We start from the raw sequence: 22,220 nt of genomic DNA, 5'->3' as shown, positions 1-22,220 counted from the left end.
AAATGGCGATCGTTAGCAAATCACCGAAAAAAATCCGCAAGTTTGGTGCCGGCGAGTCTTTCACGATGCTGATGCTCGTTGCCTTTGCCATCACCATCCTTTATCCGCTTATTTGGATGGTCATCTCCTCGATGAAAAGCTATGATGAGATTTATAATGATGTCTGGGGACTACCGAGTATTTGGCATACTGAAAACTATACCCTTGCTTGGTCGAAAGGGATTTCTAGCTATTTTCTCAACAGCGTCTTTGTCACAGGTGTGACGATTATCATGGTGTTAATTATCGGGTCGATGGCAGCGTTTGCCTTGGCGAGATATCGGACGAGACTGATTGACCTGTCCCTTATCTTCATCATCGGCGGAATGATGATGAATCCGCAAGTGGCGTTAATCCCGTTGTTTAATATTCTCAGTGCGCTTGATTTAGTGAATACCAGATGGGCGTTAATCTTGACCTACATTGCTTATCGATTACCGCTCGCGATCTTGTTGTTGCGCGGCTATTTTTTAAGTATCCCCAAAGAACTGGAAGAGTCGGCGATCATTGATGGCTGCAGCGAATTCGGGATCTATCGAAGAATCTATCTTCCGATGTCTGTTCCGATCCTCCTGACAACGCTTGTCTTAACCGCCTTTCATGCTTGGAATGAGTTCTTATTTGCCACGATCTTTATTGACTCGGAAGCGCTGAAGACGATTCCATCAGGGCTGATGAACTTTCGAGATGCACTAAGGACGGATTGGGGAGTTCTGCTGGCAGGAATGGTAATTGCCTCCTTACCGATGGTGGCCCTGCTCATTTTTCTACAAAAATATTTGGTCAGAGGATTATCTGAAGGCTCTGTGAAAGGGTGATGATGTTGAAAATCATTACGATTGGCGACAATGTCGTAGATTGTTATTTGGACCAGGGAAAGTATTATCCTGGTGGAAATTGTGTGAATGTGGCCGTCAACTGTAAGCGGTCGGGAGCAGAGGAAGTTCGCTATATTGGGATTTTCGCTACCGATGATAAAGCGGCTCATTTAAAAAATGTCCTCGATCTAGAGGGAATCTCGTATCAGGGCTCAAGGATAGTTGAGGGAATCAGCGGTCAGCCGCGCGTGAATCTGACGGAGGATGGTGACCGGGTCTTTGTCGGCGGTCCGAGGAATACGGTGCAGCATTCCATGAAGTTAAAGCTGATTGATGAGGACTTCGAAGTTTTAAAAGGATTTGATGTGTGCCATACGAGCTGCTACTCATCGCTGGAGGAAGAGCTGCCTCGTTTGTCGCAAGCCATTCCGGTGTCCTTTGATTTTTCCGATAAAAGAGATTCTGATTATCTGGAAAAGGTTTGTCCATATATTCGGCATGGATTCTTTTCAGGGGCAGATTTAAGTGAAGATGAATTAGAGGCATTAATCGATAAGGTATCCAAGTATCAACTGGAATCAGTGGGGATCACCCGTGGTTCAAAGCCTGCGCTGTTTCTCTATCAAGGTGCTCGGTATGAACAGGAAGTGCTGGAAACAGAGGTTGTGGATACGATGGGGGCAGGAGATAGTTTTATCGGCGGCTTCTTGACGGCTTACTATAATGGCCGGAATCTGCTGGAGGCGTTAGCATTTGCGGCCGAAAGAGCCAGTCTTACCTGTGGGTTTTATGGCGGCTTTGGATATCCAAAGGAGTTAGAATAGGCGAAGAACAATAGCCATGCACAATACGTGTTGTGGCTATTATTTTCTAAAAAATGAGTGGTCATTCATTTAATTCCGCTTCAAAGTAAGGTATAGTTAAAGTAAGTAAATCTTTTAAAAGAGGTAAATTATGACGAAGGAAAAGTCGGTAAAAGTGGAGAGCCCGGTGTTTCTATATGATCAAGTAAAACGTGGCATTATGGAGATGATTCAAAAAGGCGAGATTGTTTCAGGCCAGAAATTACCCAATGAGAATGAACTATGTGAGACCTTTGCGGCTAGTAGAATAACGATTCGAAGAGCGTTGAAGGAACTGGCAGCAGAAGGGGTTATTGAGATTATCCATGGCAAAGGCACCTTTGTGAAAAGTCTCAAACAGAAGCTTCATATTCTCAATTTATTAGGTTATACAGAGGGATTATCAACAGGAGAGAATGCTTTTACGAAAGAAGTACTGGAGAGTTCAATTGTAAGCGCTGACGAAGAACTAATGGAGCAATTTAACCGTCAAGAGCCATTTGATGTGGTCAAATTGGTTCGGTTAATTCGGGATGGAAACAGTGTATTTAGTGTGGACTATGCTTATTTTCCTTGTGATTTATATCCTGGCATATCGGAAAAAATCAAGGATAATGTCTCAACCTTTCAGATTATTCGTCAAGATTATGGCATCAAGTTCGGAAATGCGCGAAAGGAAATGGAGATTGTCCACCCTTCACTGGAAATGAGCAAGCTCCTTGAAATCCCGAGAATGGAAGCTATCATCCAAATTAAAAAGCTGATTAAAAATGAGAAAGGCACCCCTGTCCATTACTCGAGGTACTATCTGTTAGCAAACAAGGTGAATTTTTATATTGATGTGGATATGGATACTTGAGTTCGTTTGTTGAATAAGTTGGGCTAGTGGTGAACCACTGGCCCTTTTTTCTATGTGCATTGATAGTGGGAGATTTTCCGGCTACTTTTTCGAGAGGAAGTTTAAGAAGCGGAAATATTCCGGTTCACGTAACGAGAGGAAGCGTAATAAGCGGAAAAATTCCTGTTAATCTAAAATAGGAAGCCAAATAATTCGAAATAAGCGGAGGTATTCCGCCTAACTTCCCTAAATAAGTCAAAATCCAGGGGTTCCGGAGACTTAAGCGGAAAAACTCCCCTTATTCCTAGGGAAATAGGGGTATTTCCCAATTTAGCCGGAATTTATCCGTTTATTTTTTAAACACAGTAAAATCAACACTCCTATATAACACACATAAAAAATAATTTAGGGTGAAAATGTAAAGGGCAGGTAAGGTTTATGAATGGAAAGATATTATTGCCTTTAAATAGGTGAGTAAAACATATAGACATTCTATGTATGTTTTTACTTGTATTGGTAGATAAAGTGCATAGAAAAATAATTGTTACTCTTTTTATTTATAGGTTCAGATATATTTATAAACCTTCCTTCTCTCATTCATACCATCATTTTATTACATCATGTACAAATATCTCAAAATCAACACGAACAGCAAGATTAGGAAATTATACCTTAATCCGGATTTGTGAAATTATGACATAAGTCTTAGAAACCGCTCGGTTATCAGAGCGTATTAGAAATAATGGTATTTTTTAAAAAAGGGGAGTGGGGCAAATGGCGATAAAACTAGAAAAAGAGAAAACTAGGCCAGAGAAGCAAAAGATGCCCAGGAAGAAGAAAAAACAAGAGAAGGAAAATCTAGCGAAACAAAAAAGGTCTGGGAAAGAAATAGAGTTGGAAAAGAAAATAGTGCCAGTGGGCAATCAAAAGAAGGCAAGGCGCCGTCTTAACCTGGGTGGCAATAAGATGGAAATCATAGGTGGTATATTTGCTATGATTGGCGTTGTTTTTTTGATAATTGCGTCCATCTTATGGGGTGTTTCTGAGTTCATTGAGGAGAATTTCATTTGGTCGGAGATCGTTGGTGCGTATTGTTCTGCGAGCATGTGTCTTTGCTTCGGCCTGATTTTTATCGGATTAATTATTGGTATTCGAAACTGGCTTGGCAAGATTGTTTTTTTATTGTTCGCCGGTGTGATGATGTCTGTTAGCTATGACTTTATCGAAGTCTCGGTGCTTCTCTATGAGGATAAGGAAGTCTATGAGAATAAGCAGTTTGAAAAGTTGGTCGCGACGCCAATCGGCGAAGAATACGATGATCCCGACTATGGACCTGTGTATCTCATGGAATTGGAATTTAAGGATCTCACTATCGACGTCTATAACCTGAACATTTCAAGGAACTATTACAAAGAAAACCTATCCGGAAAACCGCTGGAAATTGCCTATCTGCCGAACAGTCGATATGCGGTGAGTGTGAATGTTGTGAATGCGAGGGATTAAGAGGTTGTAGAGAGTGAAGAAAAGCGCTTGAATGAATTAGGTTCAAGCGTTTTTCTATCTATTTCTACTTATGAGAATCCGGCTAATCTTTGACTCCCTGTAAGGCTATTATTCCGTACCTTTAACCATAACCTCACCCAATGTTGTTTGATGAAGGGCCGATATTCTATTTGCCATTTCTTCAGGTGAACTTTTAAAGTTTTCTTTTATCCAGTAGATCATCAGGCCTAAAAAGGCGTATGTATAATAGGAGTTGAAAGCTTCGATATCAAATAACACATCCTCTTTCAACTTCAAATCGTTTCGGCTGATCGTGGAAATGGAGTCACAAAAGATATTTTGCGAACCTGGAATCACCTCTCCCATTAACATGAGCGAAAATACAAATTGATTTTGATAGACAAATTCAAAGATGGGAATGTTGCGCGAGGGATCAGCTAAAGAGAAGGACTTTTTCCCCTTAAAACTCTCCCGATAATATTGGACAAGTTCATGTAAATAATCTTGAAAAATATCCGCCAATAACTCCGAATGGCTTTTATAATGCGAATAAAAGGTCACTCGATTGCAATTGGCGACTTTTGCAATTTCTGTAATCGAGATTTCTGCAAAATCCTTCTTTTTTAAAAGCTCCAACATCGCTTTCTTTAAATTGCCCCGGGTTCTGATGAAACGACGGTCTTCATTTGCCACTTGATTAAACCACCTTGCCTGAAACATTATTTCCAAAAGTATACCATGAAACATGACGAACCGCTTTTGAGTTCTCTTTCTTTGACAACTTTAAATTTATCTGTTAATTTACATTTGTAGTATAATTATATTGTAAATATATTTTACTAGTTTTTGAAACGATTTAGGGGAGGAAGTCATTTATGGCTCGTTTAGTAGGTAAGGTAGCAATTATCACTGGTGCGGCACAAGGGATGGGGGCAGCTCACGCCCGCCGTTTTGTTTCAGAAGGGGCGAAAGTGGTCATCACGGATTTAAATGAAGAAAAAGGTGCAGCATTAGCAAGTGAATTAGGTGAAAATGCTTTATTTATCAAGCAAAACGTGACAAACGCAGAAGAGTGGCAGGCGGTTGTGGCGAAAGCGGAAGAAGCATTTGGACCCGTTAACGTATTAGTAAACAATGCAGGTATTACGATGGCGAAGTCGATCCTACAAACAACAGAGGAAGAATACCGTCGTATCGTTGATATCAACCAAGTATCTGTTTTTTTAGGGATGAAAACCGTGATTCCATCGATGCAAAAAGCAGGTGGCGGTTCGATTGTGAACATTTCTTCGATCAATGGTATTGTTGGCGGCGCGGTTGGATATACCGATACGAAATTCGCGGTACGCGGCATTACAAAAGCTGCGGCAATGGAATGCTCCCACTACGGCATCCGAGTTAACTCCGTACACCCAGGCGTAATCGCGACGCCAATGGTCGTCCAAGAAGATACAAAAGCAGCGGTAGAGGAATTTGCGAAGCATATTCCGTTAAAACGAGTAGCCCAACCTGAAGAAGTGACCAACATCGTACTTTACCTAGCGTCGGATGAGTCAAGCTATTCAACAGGAGCGGAATTCATCGTTGATGGTGGAATAACGGCAATGTAATCATGTAAAAACAACTTAGGGAGAAGTCCTAAGTTGTTTTTTTTATAGAAAAAACTATTTTTATCTATCTTTATTAAGAGACTCAATACCTTATTTCGACCAAGCAAATTCCACGCAAGGTTAATCCGTTGGTAATTAATTCTATTCGTAATTGAGAAATTTTAGTAAAATAATATCAGGAATAATTTACTAGGAGTATTTTAAGATGATAAGTTTAAGGATCTGTTGTACTCATAACCAAAGAGACTCATACATTCCTTGCGTAGTTTCTTATAATAATCGGAGTAATCAAATGCCATCGCCTTGGGGGAATTTTTAATTATGTATAGTGATTTTGATGAGTTATGTATAAAGGATAACCAAGCTAAGACGGGACTTGGAGAGAAAAAAGTTAAAGAATATTATAAAACAAACGGGTATGATATTGAAAAAACTTTAAAAGATATCCAAAATAAGATCGATCTAGGAATAATTGAAATAGTAGGTTCTAATACAAGTGGGATTATTTATGGAAATGTAAGTAATGCAAGTACGTTATATGGTATGGATAAATTTAATACTCCAAGAGGACACGGGTTTGCGGCAGAAAGGGCAAACCATCTTTTTGATAAAATGACGGAAAAAAATGTCCAACTAATGGGGGAGGATTTAGATACTGCAACGGGTAAGATTATTAAAAACGGCGCAGACCGATCTGTAAATGGAGTCAATATCCAAACGAAATATTGTAACAGTGGAAGTAAATGTATCTCCGAATGCTTTGAAAGTGGAAAGTTTAGATATTTAAATCCAGATGGTACACCCATGCAAATTGAGGTTCCATCTGATAAATATGAAGCTGCTGTTCAAGCTATGAAAAATCGCATTGAAAAGGGTGAAGTTCCAGGGGTTACTGACCCCCTTGAGGCAGAGAATATTGTTCGAAAGGGTCACTTTACCTATGAACAAGCTAAAAATATTGCTAAGGCTGGAACAGTAGAGTCTATTATCTTTGATGCCGTTAATGGTGCCATTATCGCAACCACGGCCTTTGGGATAAGTACAGTATTAACCTTTGCTACATGTATTTGGAATGGGGAAGATTTTAATACAGCTATTAAATCTGCAACCTATTCAGGGCTAAAAGTAGGTGGAACCACTTTTGTAACTGCCGTATTATCCAGCCAATTATCGAAGGTTGGATTAAATAGCGCTTTGGTAGGGAGTTCAGAAGCTATCGTAAATATTATGGGGCCTAAAGCTTCAGCATTATTGGTTAATGCATTTAGAAGTGGTAGTAATATCTATGGTGCTGCTGCTATGAAAAGTGCTGCCAAAATGTTGCGAGGCAATGCCATAACTGGTGCTGTATCTGTAGTGGTTTTATCATCAGTGGACGTAGTAAATATATTTAGAGGAAGAATATCAGGAGCGCAATTGTTTAAAAATGTAGCCAATACAGCATCTACTGTAGCTGGAGGTACTGCCGGTTGGGTTGGAGGCGCAGCAGCAGGTGCAGCAATAGGTTCAGCTGTTCCAATTATCGGGACTGCCGTTGGAGGAATTGTTGGGGGATTACTTGGGTCATTTGCTGGTGGAACTGCTGCGAATAAGGTTTCAAATGTGGTTCTTAGTGAATTTATTGAAGATGATGCAAATGAAATGGTACGAACAATAGAAAAGGTTTTTACTAAACTTGCAGAAGATTATTTGTTAAATCAGAGGGAAGCGGAAAGGATTATTGATCATTTAAAAAATGACTTGACTGGATCTACTTTAAAGGAAATGTTCGCTAGTCCTGATCGGATTGAATTTGCGAGAAATCTATTAATAAAACATGTTGAAAGTGAAGTTAGTAAACGGAAAAAAATAATTATTCCTTCACAAGATGAAATGGGATCAGCCTTGAAAAGCGTTCTTGAGGAGATGTCAGATAATTTGGCTTTAGAATAGTTATTCCTAATATAAAGCTATATTATGGAAAGGATATGGTCTTGATCCTTGACTTTCCTAGTATTCAATCTCCATTATATTTATAATGGAAGTAGTTTGGAAAGAATAAGGGGTTCGTATGAAGGAATTTAATAATTATTTCAATAAAAAAAAATACTATATTGTGATTTTAGTTGTATTAGGAATGATGATTTTGGGTTTATTCATCAATAACCCACGTTTTGGTGAATGGGATACTGGTTATATCATACATAGTATATTGGTGTTTCTATTGTCAATCTTCTTAGTGCTTTATGCTAGGAATCAAGCAGATTTTTTAAGAATCTCTATCATCATTATAGCGGCTATTTACTTTTATATGCTTTTCTTCTTATATCCAGATACGTGGACTACGTTTATTTTTTTATGTTTTATTCCTACCCTTTCGATCTTGTTTTTTGATTCAAAGGCTTTTTACCTATCTTTAATTTTAAACTGTATCGTAATATCATCTTTATTTGGTTATATAGTGTTTATTGATCAAGGGCGGCTATATCCTTATATCGAACAAGATATCATGGGAAATTTGATAAACTTTATTGGCACACAAATGATTATTTATTTTATCTTTTATTTAACAGATAGGCGCGTCAAACAACAAAAACAATATTACGAACAAATTCAACAGGCAGAACGTTTAAAGATCACGGGTCAATTAGCAGCAGCTGTTGCTCATGAAATTCGAAATCCACTAACGGTTGTGAAAGGCTTCCTGCAATTATATGAGCAAGAGCCGTTATTTAATGAGAATGGAAAAAAACATTTTACGTTAATGATTGATGAATTAAATATAGCTGAACAGGTCATCAATCAATTTTTATCCATTGCTAAACCTGAAAAAGATAAAGTCTATGAAACGGTGGATGTTAACGTTATTCTCCAGAGTGTGACAGATTTGCTTCATTCCTATGGACATTTTAATGATAATCGGATCGAATTAAAGGTAATAGGTGATTGTTATACCGTTGCGAACAGCATCGAGCTAAAACAATTATTTATAAATATTATTAAAAATGCCATTGAGGCTTCCAATAAGGGTGATTTAGTTCTTGTGACTGCTGAAAGGGAAAAGCAATGTGTTGTCATTCAAGTCATTGACCATGGACGAGGAATGTCTGAATCAGAAGTAAATTCTTTAGGTACTCCTTTTTACTCATTAAAAAGTAAGGGAACGGGTTTAGGAATGATGATTTGCTTTAATATTGTTGAAAAATATAAAGGTCAGATTGATTTTCAAACTTCTGAAGGCCAAGGAACGACTGTGACGATACGGTTTCCGGCGTTGTAATTTTATAATGTTTTCTGAATTAGTCCCTTGCTTTCCACAGTGAGGGATTGCTTAATTTTGCGGGGTACCTTATATAAAAACAGTTTTTTGCACTAAGCTATAGTTGTTGGGAGGGGAACACGAGAAGAGATCAGAGAGGTTGTAAAAAGGAAAACTGGCTTCTTGAGCTAAGTGACTCAAAGAGGTGCAAAATTAAGGTTCATATAAGTCTTATTTTTTCACTAGATTACATAGAATATTTTTTGTACTTAATAGGGGGAAGAGTTGTGAGTTTTGAGGTAGTTGCAACGGTAGGTTTGTCATTAAGGATTTTGAAAGGAATTGCTTCGTTAGCTTTTTTGATATTCTTAATTTTACTTATCTTTAAGAAGAATAGAAAGAAATCACTTAAACGCCTATTGATAACCGTTCTGGTTTTGAGTTTTAGTACCTGGGGGGAAGAGAAGATGGGCCACTATATTTTTGAAAGTGGCCTTAGGCCAAAAAATGATGAGCTAGCAAAATATTTAAAAGATTATATTCAGGAAAAGCAAGATAAGCAAGACCAAAAATTTACAGTTGCACAACCACCACGTCAATTAAATCCTACGGAAGAGTTGGGAAAGGTTGCAAATATTCTTTCAGTAGAAGAGGAAACATCTTCTGAACCAACTGAAAAAATCGAGCGGAAAGAAATGATGGATCAAATTGTCGATTATAATGGAAAATATTTATCATTGGGTGCTGATTTAGATGAAATTTTGGATCTCCTTGGTCAGCCTTTGGGGGATAACCCTAATGGAAATGGTTTTGATATTGAATATGACGGTCTAATTCTTCATTTTACTTTTAATGATAGTAGTAATTACGATTACCATGATTCTGTACTTACAGAAATAATCCGTTGTGACATTTTTAAAACGAAGCAAGAGGTGTTGTCCTATTTAGGTGAACCAGATGAGGTGGGATTTGATCAAGATTTAAATATGGAGGTCATAAAGTACATTATTGATCATCATATCATTAGAGCATTTGTAACAACCGATAACGAGCTTTTTTTTAATGGAATAGGTTTATCTATGCCAGGTGAATAAGATGGATAGCTAAGGGGTGGGATATGGTTATTACCTACCCCTTCACTATAATTTTCTCCTATCTAACCTTATGTATTTTATAGAATGGTTTTAGTAATGCCGGCTGGTAAACTTCCTGTCTAGGAGAGGAATAATTATCCGAAAATGAAAACCTACTTCTCATAATCAAATCCATAACCATGGGGACGGTTTCTACTGGCTTTTCCCTACTGGCTTTTTTCATGATAGCTGAATAACCACAATGTAAAATAAACAAAAACAACTTAGGGTGGAAATCCTAGGTTGTTTTTTTGTAATAGAAAAATCTATTTGGTATCTAGTTTTCTTTCAAGCAATTCAACACGTTCTTTTAAAGAATATATTTCCCTCATTAACTCTGTATCAACGTTCCTTTTTGACTTTTGCATAGCTTTATAGATTAGGCTAACTCCCCAGTACATCATAAAAAAGCAGATTCCCAGTATAGACAAAATAATTAAGATAGCTAATATAGTTCCTAAAATAATTCGACACTCCTTATTCCTCTTCCAACTGCGGAAGTAAATAATAATCAATCCAATAGTTTTTTGTCCCTCTTATTATACCATTTTTCTCCAACTGCCTATTGTGTGTAATTCACTTACTGGGTATTAAAAAAGGATATTATTTTCTTTTATGGTATTCATTCCCTATAACATCTATAATGGAATTAGTTTGGAAAAATAAGGGGTAAGTATGAAGGAAATTAATCATCGTTTAAACAAAAAAATATATTATATTGTGGTTTTGATTGTAATAGTGATCATGATTTTGGGTTTTTTCAATAAAAACCCGCGTTTTGATGAATGGAATATCAGTTCTATCTTACATATTTTATTGGTGTTTTTCTTGTCGATCTGTTTATTGCTTTATCCTAAGAAACCTGTGGACCTATTAAGGGAACTTATTATTCTTATCGTATCCATTTACTTTTATCTGCTTTTCTTTTTATATCCAGACACATGGACAACGTTTATTTTTCTATGCTTTATTCCAACTCTTTCAATATTGTTCTTTGATACGAAGAGCTTTTACCTATCATTATGGATAAACGGTGTAACTATCCTATCTTTATTTGGTTATATACAGTTCATTGATAAGGGGCTGAAATATCCCTATATCAAACAAGATATCATGGGGAATTTGATAAACTTTACTGGTACACAAGTCATTATTTATTTTATCTTTTATTTAACGCATAGGCGCATACAAAAACAAAAGCAATATTACGAACAAATTCAACAGGCGGAGCGCTTGAAAATTACCGGGCAATTAGCAGCTGCTGTAGCACACGAAATTCGAAATCCATTAACGGTCGTGAAGGGCTTTTTGCAATTTTATGAGCAAGATAAATTATTTAGCGAGAAGCAAAGGAAAAATTTTTCCTTAATGATTGATGAATTAAATATTGCGGAACAGGTAATCAATCAATTTTTAACGATTGCTAAACCTGATAAAGATAAAGTCAATGAAACGGTGGATGTTAACGGTATTCTTCAGAGTGTAACAGATTTGCTTCATTCATATGGACATTTAAATGATAATCAGATCGAATTAAAGGTTACTGGTGATTGTTATATTGTTGCGAATCACATCGAGCTTAAACAATTATTTATTAATATTATTAAAAATGCCATTGAGGCTTCCAATGCGGGTGATGTAGTTCTTGTTAAAGCAGAAAGGGAAAAACAATCTGTCGTCATCAAAGTCATTGACGAAGGACGAGGAATGTCTGAAACGGAGGTACAATCTCTAGGGACTCCTTTTTACTCGTTAAAAAGCAAAGGGACGGGATTAGGGATGATGATTTGCTTTCAAATTGTTGAAAAATATAGAGGAAAGATTGATTTTCAAACTGCTGAAGGCCGGGGGACGACTGTTACGATACGCTTTCCGTCGTTGTAGGGGGGACGGTTCTACTGGCTTTTTTGTAAATGAAAAGTGAATGAAATGAAAAAGCCATGAGAACCGTCCCGGTGACAAGACGGTTTGCTGGCTTTTTTTGTGCCATGAGAACCGTCCCTGTGGTTCACAAGGAAAAAATAAGCCAAATTCTGTATGTAACAGAAACATAATTTGTTTAAGTTGAAACATACTAATATTGGTTGGTTTTACAATATTTTGGGAAATTGGTGGAAGCAATGTTCAAAAGGAGAAATAAACGAATAAGTGCTAGCAAGTATGAGACACAGTCGAAAACGATCGATGAGGTTTTTGAAAAGGCGAAACGATCAAGTGACTTTACTTGTTTTTCACCGATTGAGTCCAATAATCGAGTGACCATTAGTTTTTACCAGACGCTCATTAATATAGATTTATTTCATCAAACTTTCCTCCCATGCCTTTTGGAAAACATTGAATCCATCCGCAAGCTTGAGGATATCAAGCGTTATATACCCATTGAAGAAGTGAAGATATCGAACGATGGAAAAGAGGTAGAAAAGAGTCTTCATGATGGCCATGTCATGATCCAACTCAATGATGATTCACATGCTTGTGCCCTTGCTAGTTTGGTGAATTCCCGCTATGGCAAGCGGGAAACCAATGAAACAGAAAGTGAATTTAGTGTCATTGGTCCAAAAACGGGTTTTATCGAGGATCTCGCTACGAATCTTCACTTATTAAGAAGTGAGCTCGTGACAGCTGATCTTATCTTTAAAGAGTTTGAAGTTGGAACGAGAACGAAAACAAAGGTAGTGGTTTCTTATTTAGAGGGTGTCACAAATCCGGAATATGTGAAGACTGTAAGTCAGCGGATTACAGATCTTGATCTTGATATTCTATTGGATAACACTCAATTGGAACAAGTGATTTCGGATCATAGTTACACGCCTTTTCCTTTATATGTGACAACCGAGAGAGTCGATAGAGCTATTTATGCATTAGTACAGGGGAATGTAGCGCTCATAAGTGATCGATCTTGCTATGTAGTGACAGGACCATCCACTATCATGGATTTTTTTATATCTCCAGAAGATTATTATTTGCCCTGGATTGTCGCCACTTTTTTTAAACTCATCCGAATTATCGGGATGTTGTTTTCAATTTTTTCGACCTCCTTTTATGTAGCGGTCTTAACCTACCATTTTGAGGTCGTACCAAAGGATTTAATGGGACCTATTATATATTCAAGGGCCAATGTTCCGTTTCCGCCCGTTTTGGAAGTTTTGTTTCTGGAATTAACGATTGAGTTTCTGCGGGAAGCGGGAGCCAGACTGCCAACGAAAATTGGTCAAACACTCGGGATTGTGGGGGGGATTGTCATTGGGCAGGCAACCGTTGAGGCAGCATTAACCAGTAATATCCTATTAATTATTGTGGCATTATCTGCGTTGTCTTCCTTTACGACACCCATCTATAAAATGTCCAATGCGGTAAGAATCCTTCGATATCCTTTTATACTACTAGCGGCTTTATATGGGGGATTCGGAATATATATTGGAATCATCCTTTTAATTGGACATTTGATACGGTTAAAATCATTGGGTAATCCCTATATGTTACCTTTATACCCGTATCGTAAAGGTGGAATCATTCATTCCTTTAGCAGGCCGCGGTATCCTAATCTGAAAAAACGTCCCTCTTTTTTAAGACCCCTTACTCAGAAAAGGTATGAGCCCAAGGACAATCAAGATCCTGAGGAAGGTCTAAATTCTGAATAATTCCCAAAAGAAGGTTGAGATAAAGGTGAACAAAAGAACGCTTTTGTTGATTTCCATCTGTATCATCTGTCTACTCGGATGTACGAGACTGAGAATGATTGATAAGGTAAGCATGATTCATGTAATCGAGCTTGATAAGGAGAAGAATCAGTTAGTTGGGACGGGGCTTTATCCCAATTATACGAAAAGTAAAGATACGGATAATATTCAATTAATAAATGAAAAAGCAGCTTCCGGTCACTTATTTTACCAAAAATTTGATAAACATTCAGAAATGCCGATTAAGCTGGCAAAGATCAGAGTGATTGTGTTAGGGAAGAAGTATGCTGAATCCGGTATTGAGGAGATGGTACAACGGTTTATTATTAATCCAGAACTTGGAACGAACATTCAAATCGCTATTTCTGAACAATCAGCGGAGTATACAGTAAAGGAATTTAGTAAGGGTGATTCGCTTCATTTGCTTGATAGTATTCAACACAACATGACGAGGGAGCATTTACCTGAAACGAATCTGCATTTTTTTTTAAATCAATTTTACGGACAAGGGATGGACGCTTATGCCCCAGTGATTGCCCTAGATGACCAAAAAGAAGTGATGGTTAAAGGAATAGGAATATTTAAGGATGAAAAGCTGAAAAGTATGTTAAATGACGAACAAACGTTTATTTTTTCGACACTCGTTAATAGACGGAGTGAAGGCATCTTGAAAATGGATGTAGAACATAAGGGGAAAAAAGGGATAATTGTGACTCGTGCTCATAAAAATGGTCATAAATGGGAATTGAGGAATTCGGAATCGAAACGACCAGAGTTAAATCTAGCCTTAAATCTACAATGGACAGTAAGTCAGTATCCTGATTGGATCAAACCAACGCGTGCCAAGGATTATGAACTTTTAAATCAATTTATCACTGCCGAGGTAAAAAAAAGAGTAGAAGAGCTTTTGCGGACTTTAAAGGGAAATGAATTAGATCCCATCGGAATAGGCAATATTGTTCGGTCCAAAATGAGAGTATGGGATGAAAAGGAATTTTATGAGATGTATCCTCAATTACCCATTAACGTAGATGTTCAGTTAGAAATTATTAATGCAGGATTAGATGTTTAAAGAATAAGGATGATTCTTATGCAAGTTATAGTTAAGGAAAAGGCAATGGTTTCACCTTTTTTCCTGTTTTTCCTCATTCATGCGTCACAAACGGGGATTGGAGTATTAAGGTTTCAATCCGATATCATCAAGGGAGCCGAACAAGATGCATGGGTTTCAGTTTTGGCGGTCGGCCTAAGTTTACACATTATTTTCTTCATGATGCTGCATATTATGAGGAATTCCAGTCAAGGGGATCTTATCTCGTTCCATAAGGATGTATTCGGTAAATATGCTGGAGGCTTTCTAAACCTTTTGGTGGCCATTTATTTTTTTATGGTAGGACTAGCAGCTGTCCAGTCCTATATTAATATTCTTCAGATTTGGGTGTTTGATGGGATCGGTTCTTGGGAATTTTCTCTACTGATTTGTTTGGGTATTTACTATATTGTTTCTGGGGGCTTCCGGTTAATTGCAGGTATGGCGTTCTGGGGGGTGATCATACCCAGCACATTATTGCTATCGATTGTCTACTTATTTAGATATATAGACTTTACCTACATCATGCCTTTCTTTACTCATGACTGGAAGGAGTACCTGCTCTCAGCAAAAGAGAGTGGTTTTATGTATTTTGGTTTAGAGACCGTTCTTGTGTTTCTTCCTTTTATCAAAAACGGCATGAAGTCCAGCAAGTGGGGGCATTTCGGTTTACTCTACACAACCCTCTTATACTTTATCGTCACGGTATTGACTTTTACTTACTACACACAAGGTAAACTTCAGCGTTTATCATGGCCCACCTTATCGATGATAAAAAGTATCCAAATGCCTTTTCTAGAAAGGTTTGAGTTTATTTTTATCTTTACCTGGCTACTCGTTTTTTTTCCAGTTGTGTGCACCTACTTATGGTCATCCGTAAGGATCATAAAAATGACCTTTATGAGACTGACTCCAACCTTTATCCTTTTTTTTCTGCTTATAAGTTACTTTTTGATAACAAGTAACGTAGAGGATATCCTTATAAAGGAAATGGTAGAAAACGTTGCTAGTTACTCAGGCCTGTTTTTTTTATATGGTTATATTCCCCTTTTGTTTTTGATCAGCTTAATCAAGTCCATAAAAGCGAAGCGGAAGCCGGAGCGCCAGGGGAATGAATCAGCGTTGTAGAGTGGGATACCATGGGGACGGTTCCATGGGCTTTTTTGCAAAGAAAAAGTGTATGAAAAGGCCATGTGAACCTCCCCTGTGGTTTTTCTTAATGTTAAGCTCTGTTATTATTCATTGTTGATTTTCCTGTAGGGAAGAGGATTCTTAGGCGGAGAAATTCCGGTTAATGTTTGTAAAGGGAGCTAAGAAGCAGATATAAGCGGAGAAATTCCGACTAACTGCTCTAAATAAGCCAAAATCCAAAGATTTTTATATTATAAACGGAAAAACTCCCCTTATTATTAAGGAAATATAGGTATTTCCCAATTTAAACGGAATTTTTCCGTTTATTTTTCAAACACAGGAAAATCAACACTCAGTTATAACATCGCCTAATGCTAAAAAGTAAAGCGGGAAACTTGTTCGCCCCCAATAATCAGGCCCTCCATTTCTTGGAAACCCGTTTTTTCGTAGACGCGTTTTGCGTGTTCACTCGTTGGTTCATAAGATAGTGTGTGATGGTTTTTCTTCCTTTCATTAGAGCTATGAATCTATTGATATTTTCATTGTACTAGAATGCAGAACTTCATGAACTAGAATATTGATCAGTTTGTGTAATGGAGAACCGCACCACGTTTGGTAGCAATAGTAGTGCGAAATGTTATGATGAAATAGGAATAGATTTTGTATAGGAAATAAGGTGACAGGTATTGGAGATTCAGAAAAATATAGTGAAATACAACGAACTGTTAGAAGGTATGAAGAAGTTTGTACGACCGAAAAAGGAGAAAACTGTGTTCTCGATTGGGGGACGAGGACATTACGAAAATCCTATTAGTGATGTGCTATCTTTCTTCCTGGACCCAAGGGAGGAGCACCAATTTGAAACCCTATTTTTATCATCTTTTCTTAAGATTTTAGGAAAGGAAATAGATGATATTGAAGAAAATCCAATTGAAGTGATCGAGCGTGAGGCGATTACTGACGCGGGGAACAGGATCGATCTTGTTTTGGCTTCTGAAAATTGGGTGCTTCTCATTGAGAATAAAATCTATCATTCATTGCTTAATCCATTAGATGACTATGAGTTTTATGTAAAAGAGAAATATCCCGATAAAGAACCGATATTAGTCATCTTGTCCATTTTTGAATTAACCAATATTCCGTTGAATTGGCATGGTGTTTTATACCAGGAATTGATTTCTGAAATTAAAAAACAATCTGGGCCCTATATGTTTAACTCGGGAAATGCTAAATGGTCTTTCTTCTTAAAGGATTACCTAATAAATTTAGAACAATTGATTGGAGAGCAGAAAGTGGACAAGGAATTAATGGGTTTTGCACAGGATAATTATAGTAAAATTCTTGAACTTATAGAGGTAAAAGAACAGTATATTGATTCATTAAGAAAAGTATTTTCGACTGTTTTATCTGAGACGACTGGTAATAGAGTCGTAGAGAAGATTCATAATTGGTCTAGAAGAGTAGCGATCCGCTTCTACTGCCCAGATCATTGGGGCGAGAAAACAAATCTTGTTTTGGTCGCTTTACCGGAAGGGGACTTCAAAATTTATTATTATGTTTACGGAATTGACGAGCTGCAGCAAGAAGTTGAAAATAAGAAACTATTACTCGGTGATTTTTACCATTGGAAGGAAAACAAAGGAACGATTATGTGCTATAAGTCAGAAAAAAGGTTTGATTTAGAGGGGGCAAAAATTGCTTTTGCTTCTACTACTCTGCACCTTGATCAGTATTTTTTAGCTTAGGGTCAGTATAAGGAACTTCGTGTGTCTGATGCCCGTCAACATCAATTTTCATCGAATGAAAAGATAGCTCTTAATTGTAAAAGGATGATTCCTAGATTTGTGAAAATAGGAAACATCCTTTTTGTGTTGAAAAGGGGGTAAAGTTGTTGACAAAAATATCCATGCATAATTATAATGTAAAAGAATACGATAGTGTTTAACTTTGTTATATATGTTCAAGGTGATAAATGACCTTTGAAAAGAACCCCTACATTATAAAAACTTAAAGTAAATCGAGCTTTCGGGTATCAGGCGTTTTATTTTTTCAGAGGCGTGAGACAAGGTCGAAAGGACATGTGTGCCCATCCAGTTCCCTGGTAGAAACTCTGGAGGAAGCATAGGGTCTTTTTCCAGTAATTCGTTTTTCAAAGTATCGACTTTTAAATAACAAATAAATAGTTGCAGATAATCCTGTGATTTCTTGCTAACAAATTCAGCAATATGAGGCTCTGATGTTGTTTTGTAAAACTCTAGCTTTTCTTGATAGAGATCGTTTACCTCTCGAAGGTTCCAGATCCTAGATGCTTGATTGTTAGCATTGGACCCATCACGACTGATTTTATTCATAATAAAGTCATCACTGGAAAGAATCGTTACATACTCTTCGATTTCAAGCGAATCGATGATAGATAGGACAACCCTAGTTCGATCCCAAGGATATATATATACACTTTTATATAACGAGCCAAATCCTACCTCAATTAAAGACTTACGAAAGGCATCTCTTTTTTTTCGAAGGGTTTCGGGAATTTCAGAAAGTACCATGAACCATTTGTTGTCCCAAATATGGTTGTAAAAATTCTCCTTCTCGTAACGGGAGGTTATGAATTCCTTACCGGCCTCTGTTATTTGGTAAATAGAACGCCCGGTACTATGGATATAATGATCCTTTTTAAGCTTTGAAAAAATATTACGAACGGATTGCGGGGTATAGCCCATCGCCTCGTAAATTTTAATGACTTCTTTTCCTTCTATCTCCTGCACTTTGGATAGCAAATATAAGGTTTGATTTTCAATCGTCATACTCTTCACCTCATTTATAAATATCATTAGAAGTTACACTTTAGTTTAAAAGGTTATTATATTGTATCATAACAATCCCTGCAATGTTTGATGGATACCGTATTAAAGGGAGAAACGTCGATAATCGATGAACTTCTTGTCACAATCGCAAGCGAATAAAATGAACAATAAAAGGGGGAAATATTATCATGAATGAAACGATAAGTAATGTGGAGAAATTGATTTACTTAGATTCCTATCAAAATAGTCTTAAACTTTGGCCAGTCGATTATAATGCTTATTTTGTAGAAACCTCCCATGGCAAGACCCATCTAATCGAAAGTGGGCAAAAGGATGCGCCTCCGTTAGTTTTATTGCATGGTGCGCAGATGAGTTCGACGATGTGGTACGCGAATATTTTAGAGTGGAGTAAACATTACCGTGTATTTGCGATAGATATTTTGGGAGATAAAAACAAGAGTATACCTGAAAAATCGTTTACCGATAGAGCTAGTTATGCCAAATGGTTGGAAGAGGTATTGGATCAATTGGGGATTGAACAGGCCGATCTGGTTTCACTCTCCTACGGAGCATTACATACTGTAAACTTCCTGCAGTTTGCTCCTAAAAGGGTAAATAGAGCCGTGGTCATGAGCCCGGCGGAAACCTTCGTCCATTTTGACAAGGCTTTTTATGCCTATGCTTTTGGAATGGTGAAAAATCCAGAAGGTGTGGAAGCTTTTTTAGATTGGATTTTTCAAGATCGTAATCAAGTACATCCCTTTATTAAGGAACAGCTCGTGGCAGGAATGATGTGGGTGGATTCTGAGAGAAATAGTGCACCACAAAAAAATGGTTTTCCTTATGTTTTTACAGATGAGGAGTTGTCATCTATTCAAACTCCGATCCTTTTGTTGTTAGGCGATAAAGAAGTTATGTATGATCCAAAAGTGGCTTTGGAACGCGCTCGAAAATTCCTTCCTCATTTGCAATCCGAAATGGTTCAAGGTGTTGGTCATCTAATGTCGCTGGAAAATCCCGATTATATCAATGCGCGTGTATTGGATTTTTTGATGGATGAAAAATAGTCATGATAAATAAAAAGAGTTTGTCTCATTACATCGGGACAAACTCTTTTTTTTCTAAAAGAAAAATTCTTAATAGTTTGATATGATAGTTATATTGCTATTTCAAAAATGAAAGGAAAGCGGATATGTTTGGTTTAGTTATTATTCTATTATTAGTCTTACTATTGCCCTTTCTTGTGAAAAAAGTGGAACACAATTTGGAGATCTTTTTGTTTATTATGGGGATTGCGGCTTCTATCATCAGCGGCATGATGGATGGTCATCTTATTAAAAAGGCGCTGATTGATCCTATCCATATTACACTTGCGGTTTTTATTGCCGGCTTGGTTTGTAAATGGTTCCAGTCGCAAATCGAAAAATCGATCCTCTGGGGCAGTAAAAAACTGACGCCAAGAATATTTTTTGCCTTAACAGTCATTTTTCTAGGGCTTCTCTCCAGTATCATTACAGCGATTATTGCTGCCATTGTTCTTGTCATTATCGTGAATGTTCTGCCGCTGGATCGAAAATCTGAGGTGCGTTTCACGGTGCTGGCATGTTTTTCTATTGGTCTTGGTGCGGCGTTGACCCCGATTGGCGAACCGTTAGCTACCATCGCGATCAGCAAGCTTAATGAAGACTTTTTTTATTTAATGGAACTGATCGGTAAGGAGGTCATTCCTGCTGTCATCCTGTTCGGGCTCTTGTCATACTTCTTGGTAGTACCTTATGAGAATCAGGGAGGGCTTCACTCCGATAATAAAGAGGAGAGTTACAAAGAAATCGTCATTCGTTCTTTGAAAATTTACTTATTCGTGATGGGCCTAACCTTTCTCGGACATGGTTTTGAGCCTTTTATCAATGAGTATGTCATCGGTCTTTCACCTAGTCTTTTGTATTGGATTAATATGATTTCCGCTATCCTGGACAATGCTACACTGGTTGCAGCTGAAGTGAGTCCGCTCATGGATACGGAAACCATCCGTGCCGTCTTGTTAGGTCTTATCATCAGTGGTGGCATGCTGATCCCTGGTAACATTCCCAACATCATTGCCGCTGGTAAATTGAACATCACCAGCAAAGAGTGGGCTGCCTTCGGTGTTCCAGTTGGACTGGCTACGATGTTATTGTATTTTATCGTTCTGTTTATTTTTTAAACAAATCTTTTGAAAAAGCGTAAGTGGCGGTGACCAATTACGCTTTTTTATTTTTTTACCGACTTTTTACAAATCGGAGTCTGTCTGGTAATCCATTTTCGAATAATATTGGTAAATTTTCTACCGTATCCCAAACTATTCCATGTTAAAATAGAACTATTAGGAAGGTACTATTTTTATAGGAATATATGGTCATAGTGGAAGAAGGTTACAACGTAGATGAGTGAACAATTTCTAATTGGTTTCTTAATCGCTTGTATTATGTGGATATTGATGATCGTTTTAATTTGTCTAAGCTGGAAAATGCAGAGGGATATTCTTATTAATGGTCATAATCGTTTTGTTCATGTCGTAGAAAATACGAATGATTTTATTTATTATGCTCAAGTTTATCCAACGGTAAAGTTTAAGTATCTTAGTCCCTCAGCAGAAGCCTTTTTTGGGGAAGGCACGAACAAAGAGGCATACATAAATGCTGAAGTTGCCTTCAGAGACATTCATCCAGATGATTTTGAAATACTTTTTCGAAAAATCAAGGGAGAAGTAGATTTTAGCAAAGGAATCATCCAGCGTTGGAAGGACAAAGATGGCAAATATAGATGGTTTGAAGAATACGCAACGCCAATATATGAAAACGAAAAATTAGTTGCCCTTCAGGGGGTTCTTAGGTGTATTGATGAAAGAATAGAATTACAGAATCAATTAGAATATCAGCTTTATCATGATAATCTAACTGATCTCTATAATCGTGAATATTTCGAGATCGTCTTTGAGAAATATGATCAACAGATCAATACTCCGATTTCCATCATTATTTGTGATTTAGATGAGCTTAAATATGTCAATGATCATTATGGACATAAGGCCGGTGATCGTTTAATAAAAGAAACAGCGACATTCCTCAAGCAATTTACCAGCGAGAAGGTAATGGCTGCGCGATTAGGCGGAGATGAATTTGCGATTATTTTGATTGAAACCACAATCGAAGAGGTAGAGGAACTGGTTTATCAAATTTCAATACAGATGGAAAAACATAATGAAAATGCTATAAATTTAAGAATCAGTTTGTCCATTGGTCATGCATTTGCCAATCACTCAAAGGGCATCATGGAAGAATTGTTTTCTCAGGCTGATAATAATATGTACAAGAATAAGGCCGAAAGAAAGAAGTTACTTGTTTAAGGCATGATCGGATTTAGGCTGGAAGCGATTTTTTCCGCCTCATGGAATGAATCATTTCGTTTCATTCCGGTTGGCTCATTTTTTCTCACTTCATGGGAATGAATCA

Annotated in this window: 18 protein-coding genes; 16 read left to right on the top strand and 2 right to left on the bottom strand. The window is 37.4% G+C overall.

The window, feature by feature from the left end; genetic code table 11:
* Positions 1 to 2 precede the first annotated feature (2 nt).
* From ACWM35_RS12520 to ACWM35_RS12505, 4 genes are all read left to right on the top strand, one after another.
* Complete coding sequence (locus ACWM35_RS12520) at positions 3 to 857, top strand: carbohydrate ABC transporter permease (protein WP_454818861.1); 855 nt, start codon at positions 3 to 5, stop codon at positions 855 to 857.
* A gap of 2 nt (positions 858 to 859) precedes the next feature.
* Positions 860 to 1,681 (top strand): PfkB family carbohydrate kinase, encoded by an 822-nt coding sequence (locus ACWM35_RS12515; RefSeq protein WP_454818859.1) that lies wholly within the window; start codon positions 860 to 862, stop codon positions 1,679 to 1,681.
* Between the two features lie 130 nt (positions 1,682 to 1,811).
* Positions 1,812 to 2,558: a GntR family transcriptional regulator gene (locus ACWM35_RS12510; protein ID WP_454818857.1), complete on the top strand. Its 747-nt coding sequence runs from the start codon at positions 1,812 to 1,814 to the stop codon at positions 2,556 to 2,558.
* 753 nt (positions 2,559 to 3,311) lie between these two features.
* Entirely contained in the window at positions 3,312 to 4,040 is a 729-nt protein-coding gene (locus ACWM35_RS12505; protein WP_454818855.1) for a hypothetical protein, read from the top strand.
* 108 nt (positions 4,041 to 4,148) lie between these two features.
* Here the strand turns inward: ACWM35_RS12505 and ACWM35_RS12500 are convergent, their stop codons facing one another.
* Positions 4,149 to 4,733: a TetR/AcrR family transcriptional regulator gene (locus ACWM35_RS12500; RefSeq protein ID WP_454818853.1), complete on the bottom strand. Its 585-nt coding sequence runs from the start codon at positions 4,731 to 4,733 to the stop codon at positions 4,149 to 4,151.
* Between the two features lie 182 nt (positions 4,734 to 4,915).
* Here ACWM35_RS12500 and ACWM35_RS12495 point away from each other — a divergent pair, with 182 nt between their 5' ends.
* From ACWM35_RS12495 to ACWM35_RS12455, 9 genes are all read left to right on the top strand, one after another.
* On the top strand, positions 4,916 to 5,650 hold the full coding sequence (locus ACWM35_RS12495) for a glucose 1-dehydrogenase (RefSeq protein ID WP_454818851.1): 735 nt from the start codon (positions 4,916 to 4,918) through the stop codon (positions 5,648 to 5,650).
* Between the two features lie 321 nt (positions 5,651 to 5,971).
* Entirely contained in the window at positions 5,972 to 7,582 is a 1,611-nt protein-coding gene (locus ACWM35_RS12490; RefSeq protein WP_454818849.1) for a hypothetical protein, read from the top strand.
* A gap of 118 nt (positions 7,583 to 7,700) precedes the next feature.
* A complete protein-coding gene (locus ACWM35_RS12485) occupies positions 7,701 to 8,909 on the top strand; it encodes an ATP-binding protein (RefSeq protein ID WP_454818847.1) in 1,209 nt (402 codons plus the stop codon).
* Between the two features lie 266 nt (positions 8,910 to 9,175).
* The gene (locus ACWM35_RS12480; RefSeq protein ID WP_454818845.1) at positions 9,176 to 9,982 is read left to right on the top strand and encodes a hypothetical protein; all 807 of its coding nucleotides are present in this window, start codon (positions 9,176 to 9,178) and stop codon (positions 9,980 to 9,982) included.
* 714 nt (positions 9,983 to 10,696) lie between these two features.
* Entirely contained in the window at positions 10,697 to 11,905 is a 1,209-nt protein-coding gene (locus ACWM35_RS12475; RefSeq protein WP_454818843.1) for an ATP-binding protein, read from the top strand.
* Positions 11,906 to 12,141: 236 nt separating this feature from the next.
* Complete coding sequence (locus ACWM35_RS12470) at positions 12,142 to 13,662, top strand: spore germination protein (protein WP_454818841.1); 1,521 nt, start codon at positions 12,142 to 12,144, stop codon at positions 13,660 to 13,662.
* 25 nt (positions 13,663 to 13,687) lie between these two features.
* Positions 13,688 to 14,773, top strand: a complete 1,086-nt coding sequence (locus ACWM35_RS12465) for a Ger(x)C family spore germination protein (RefSeq protein WP_454818839.1) — start codon at positions 13,688 to 13,690, stop codon at positions 14,771 to 14,773.
* 18 nt (positions 14,774 to 14,791) lie between these two features.
* Positions 14,792 to 15,919, top strand: a complete 1,128-nt coding sequence (locus ACWM35_RS12460) for a GerAB/ArcD/ProY family transporter (protein ID WP_454818837.1) — start codon at positions 14,792 to 14,794, stop codon at positions 15,917 to 15,919.
* A 689-nt stretch (positions 15,920 to 16,608) separates the two neighbouring features.
* On the top strand, positions 16,609 to 17,667 hold the full coding sequence (locus tag ACWM35_RS12455; RefSeq protein WP_454818835.1) for a PDDEXK-like family protein: 1,059 nt from the start codon (positions 16,609 to 16,611) through the stop codon (positions 17,665 to 17,667).
* A 252-nt stretch (positions 17,668 to 17,919) separates the two neighbouring features.
* Here ACWM35_RS12455 and ACWM35_RS12450 read toward each other — a convergent pair whose 3' ends face one another.
* Positions 17,920 to 18,729 carry a PaaX family transcriptional regulator C-terminal domain-containing protein gene (locus ACWM35_RS12450; RefSeq protein WP_454818833.1) on the bottom strand — a complete coding sequence of 270 codons (810 nt, stop codon included), beginning with the start codon at positions 18,727 to 18,729 and terminating at the stop codon, positions 17,920 to 17,922.
* A 188-nt stretch (positions 18,730 to 18,917) separates the two neighbouring features.
* On the opposite strand from ACWM35_RS12450, the gene ACWM35_RS12445 reads away from it, so the two are divergent.
* From ACWM35_RS12445 to ACWM35_RS12435, 3 genes are all read left to right on the top strand, one after another.
* A complete protein-coding gene (locus ACWM35_RS12445) occupies positions 18,918 to 19,796 on the top strand; it encodes an alpha/beta fold hydrolase (protein WP_454818831.1) in 879 nt (292 codons plus the stop codon).
* Positions 19,797 to 19,921: 125 nt separating this feature from the next.
* On the top strand, positions 19,922 to 20,932 hold the full coding sequence (locus tag ACWM35_RS12440) for a DUF1646 family protein (protein ID WP_454818829.1): 1,011 nt from the start codon (positions 19,922 to 19,924) through the stop codon (positions 20,930 to 20,932).
* Positions 20,933 to 21,151: 219 nt separating this feature from the next.
* A complete protein-coding gene (locus ACWM35_RS12435) occupies positions 21,152 to 22,114 on the top strand; it encodes a sensor domain-containing diguanylate cyclase (RefSeq protein ID WP_454818827.1) in 963 nt (320 codons plus the stop codon).
* The last annotated feature ends 106 nt before the right edge of the window (positions 22,115 to 22,220 follow it).

The organism is Neobacillus sp. K501, assembly GCF_053749995.1.
The sequence above is the reverse complement of the archived record's forward strand: the minus strand, read 5'-3'. Positions and strand labels throughout refer to the sequence as shown.

Coding starts and splice junctions, on each gene's coding strand:
- ACWM35_RS12460 (WP_454818837.1), top strand. CDS start 14,792: ATGCAAGTTATAGTTAAGGAAAAGGCAATGGTTTCACCTTTTTTCCTG.
- ACWM35_RS12485 (WP_454818847.1), top strand. CDS start 7,701: ATGAAGGAATTTAATAATTATTTCAATAAAAAAAAATACTATATTGTG.
- ACWM35_RS12440 (WP_454818829.1), top strand. CDS start 19,922: ATGTTTGGTTTAGTTATTATTCTATTATTAGTCTTACTATTGCCCTTT.
- ACWM35_RS12520 (WP_454818861.1), top strand. CDS start 3: ATGGCGATCGTTAGCAAATCACCGAAAAAAATCCGCAAGTTTGGTGCC.
- ACWM35_RS12510 (WP_454818857.1), top strand. CDS start 1,812: ATGACGAAGGAAAAGTCGGTAAAAGTGGAGAGCCCGGTGTTTCTATAT.
- ACWM35_RS12470 (WP_454818841.1), top strand. CDS start 12,142: ATGTTCAAAAGGAGAAATAAACGAATAAGTGCTAGCAAGTATGAGACA.
- ACWM35_RS12515 (WP_454818859.1), top strand. CDS start 860: ATGTTGAAAATCATTACGATTGGCGACAATGTCGTAGATTGTTATTTG.
- ACWM35_RS12435 (WP_454818827.1), top strand. CDS start 21,152: ATGAGTGAACAATTTCTAATTGGTTTCTTAATCGCTTGTATTATGTGG.
- ACWM35_RS12450 (WP_454818833.1), bottom strand. CDS start 18,729: ATGACGATTGAAAATCAAACCTTATATTTGCTATCCAAAGTGCAGGAG.
- ACWM35_RS12475 (WP_454818843.1), top strand. CDS start 10,697: ATGAAGGAAATTAATCATCGTTTAAACAAAAAAATATATTATATTGTG.
- ACWM35_RS12445 (WP_454818831.1), top strand. CDS start 18,918: ATGAATGAAACGATAAGTAATGTGGAGAAATTGATTTACTTAGATTCC.
- ACWM35_RS12490 (WP_454818849.1), top strand. CDS start 5,972: ATGTATAGTGATTTTGATGAGTTATGTATAAAGGATAACCAAGCTAAG.
- ACWM35_RS12495 (WP_454818851.1), top strand. CDS start 4,916: ATGGCTCGTTTAGTAGGTAAGGTAGCAATTATCACTGGTGCGGCACAA.
- ACWM35_RS12505 (WP_454818855.1), top strand. CDS start 3,312: ATGGCGATAAAACTAGAAAAAGAGAAAACTAGGCCAGAGAAGCAAAAG.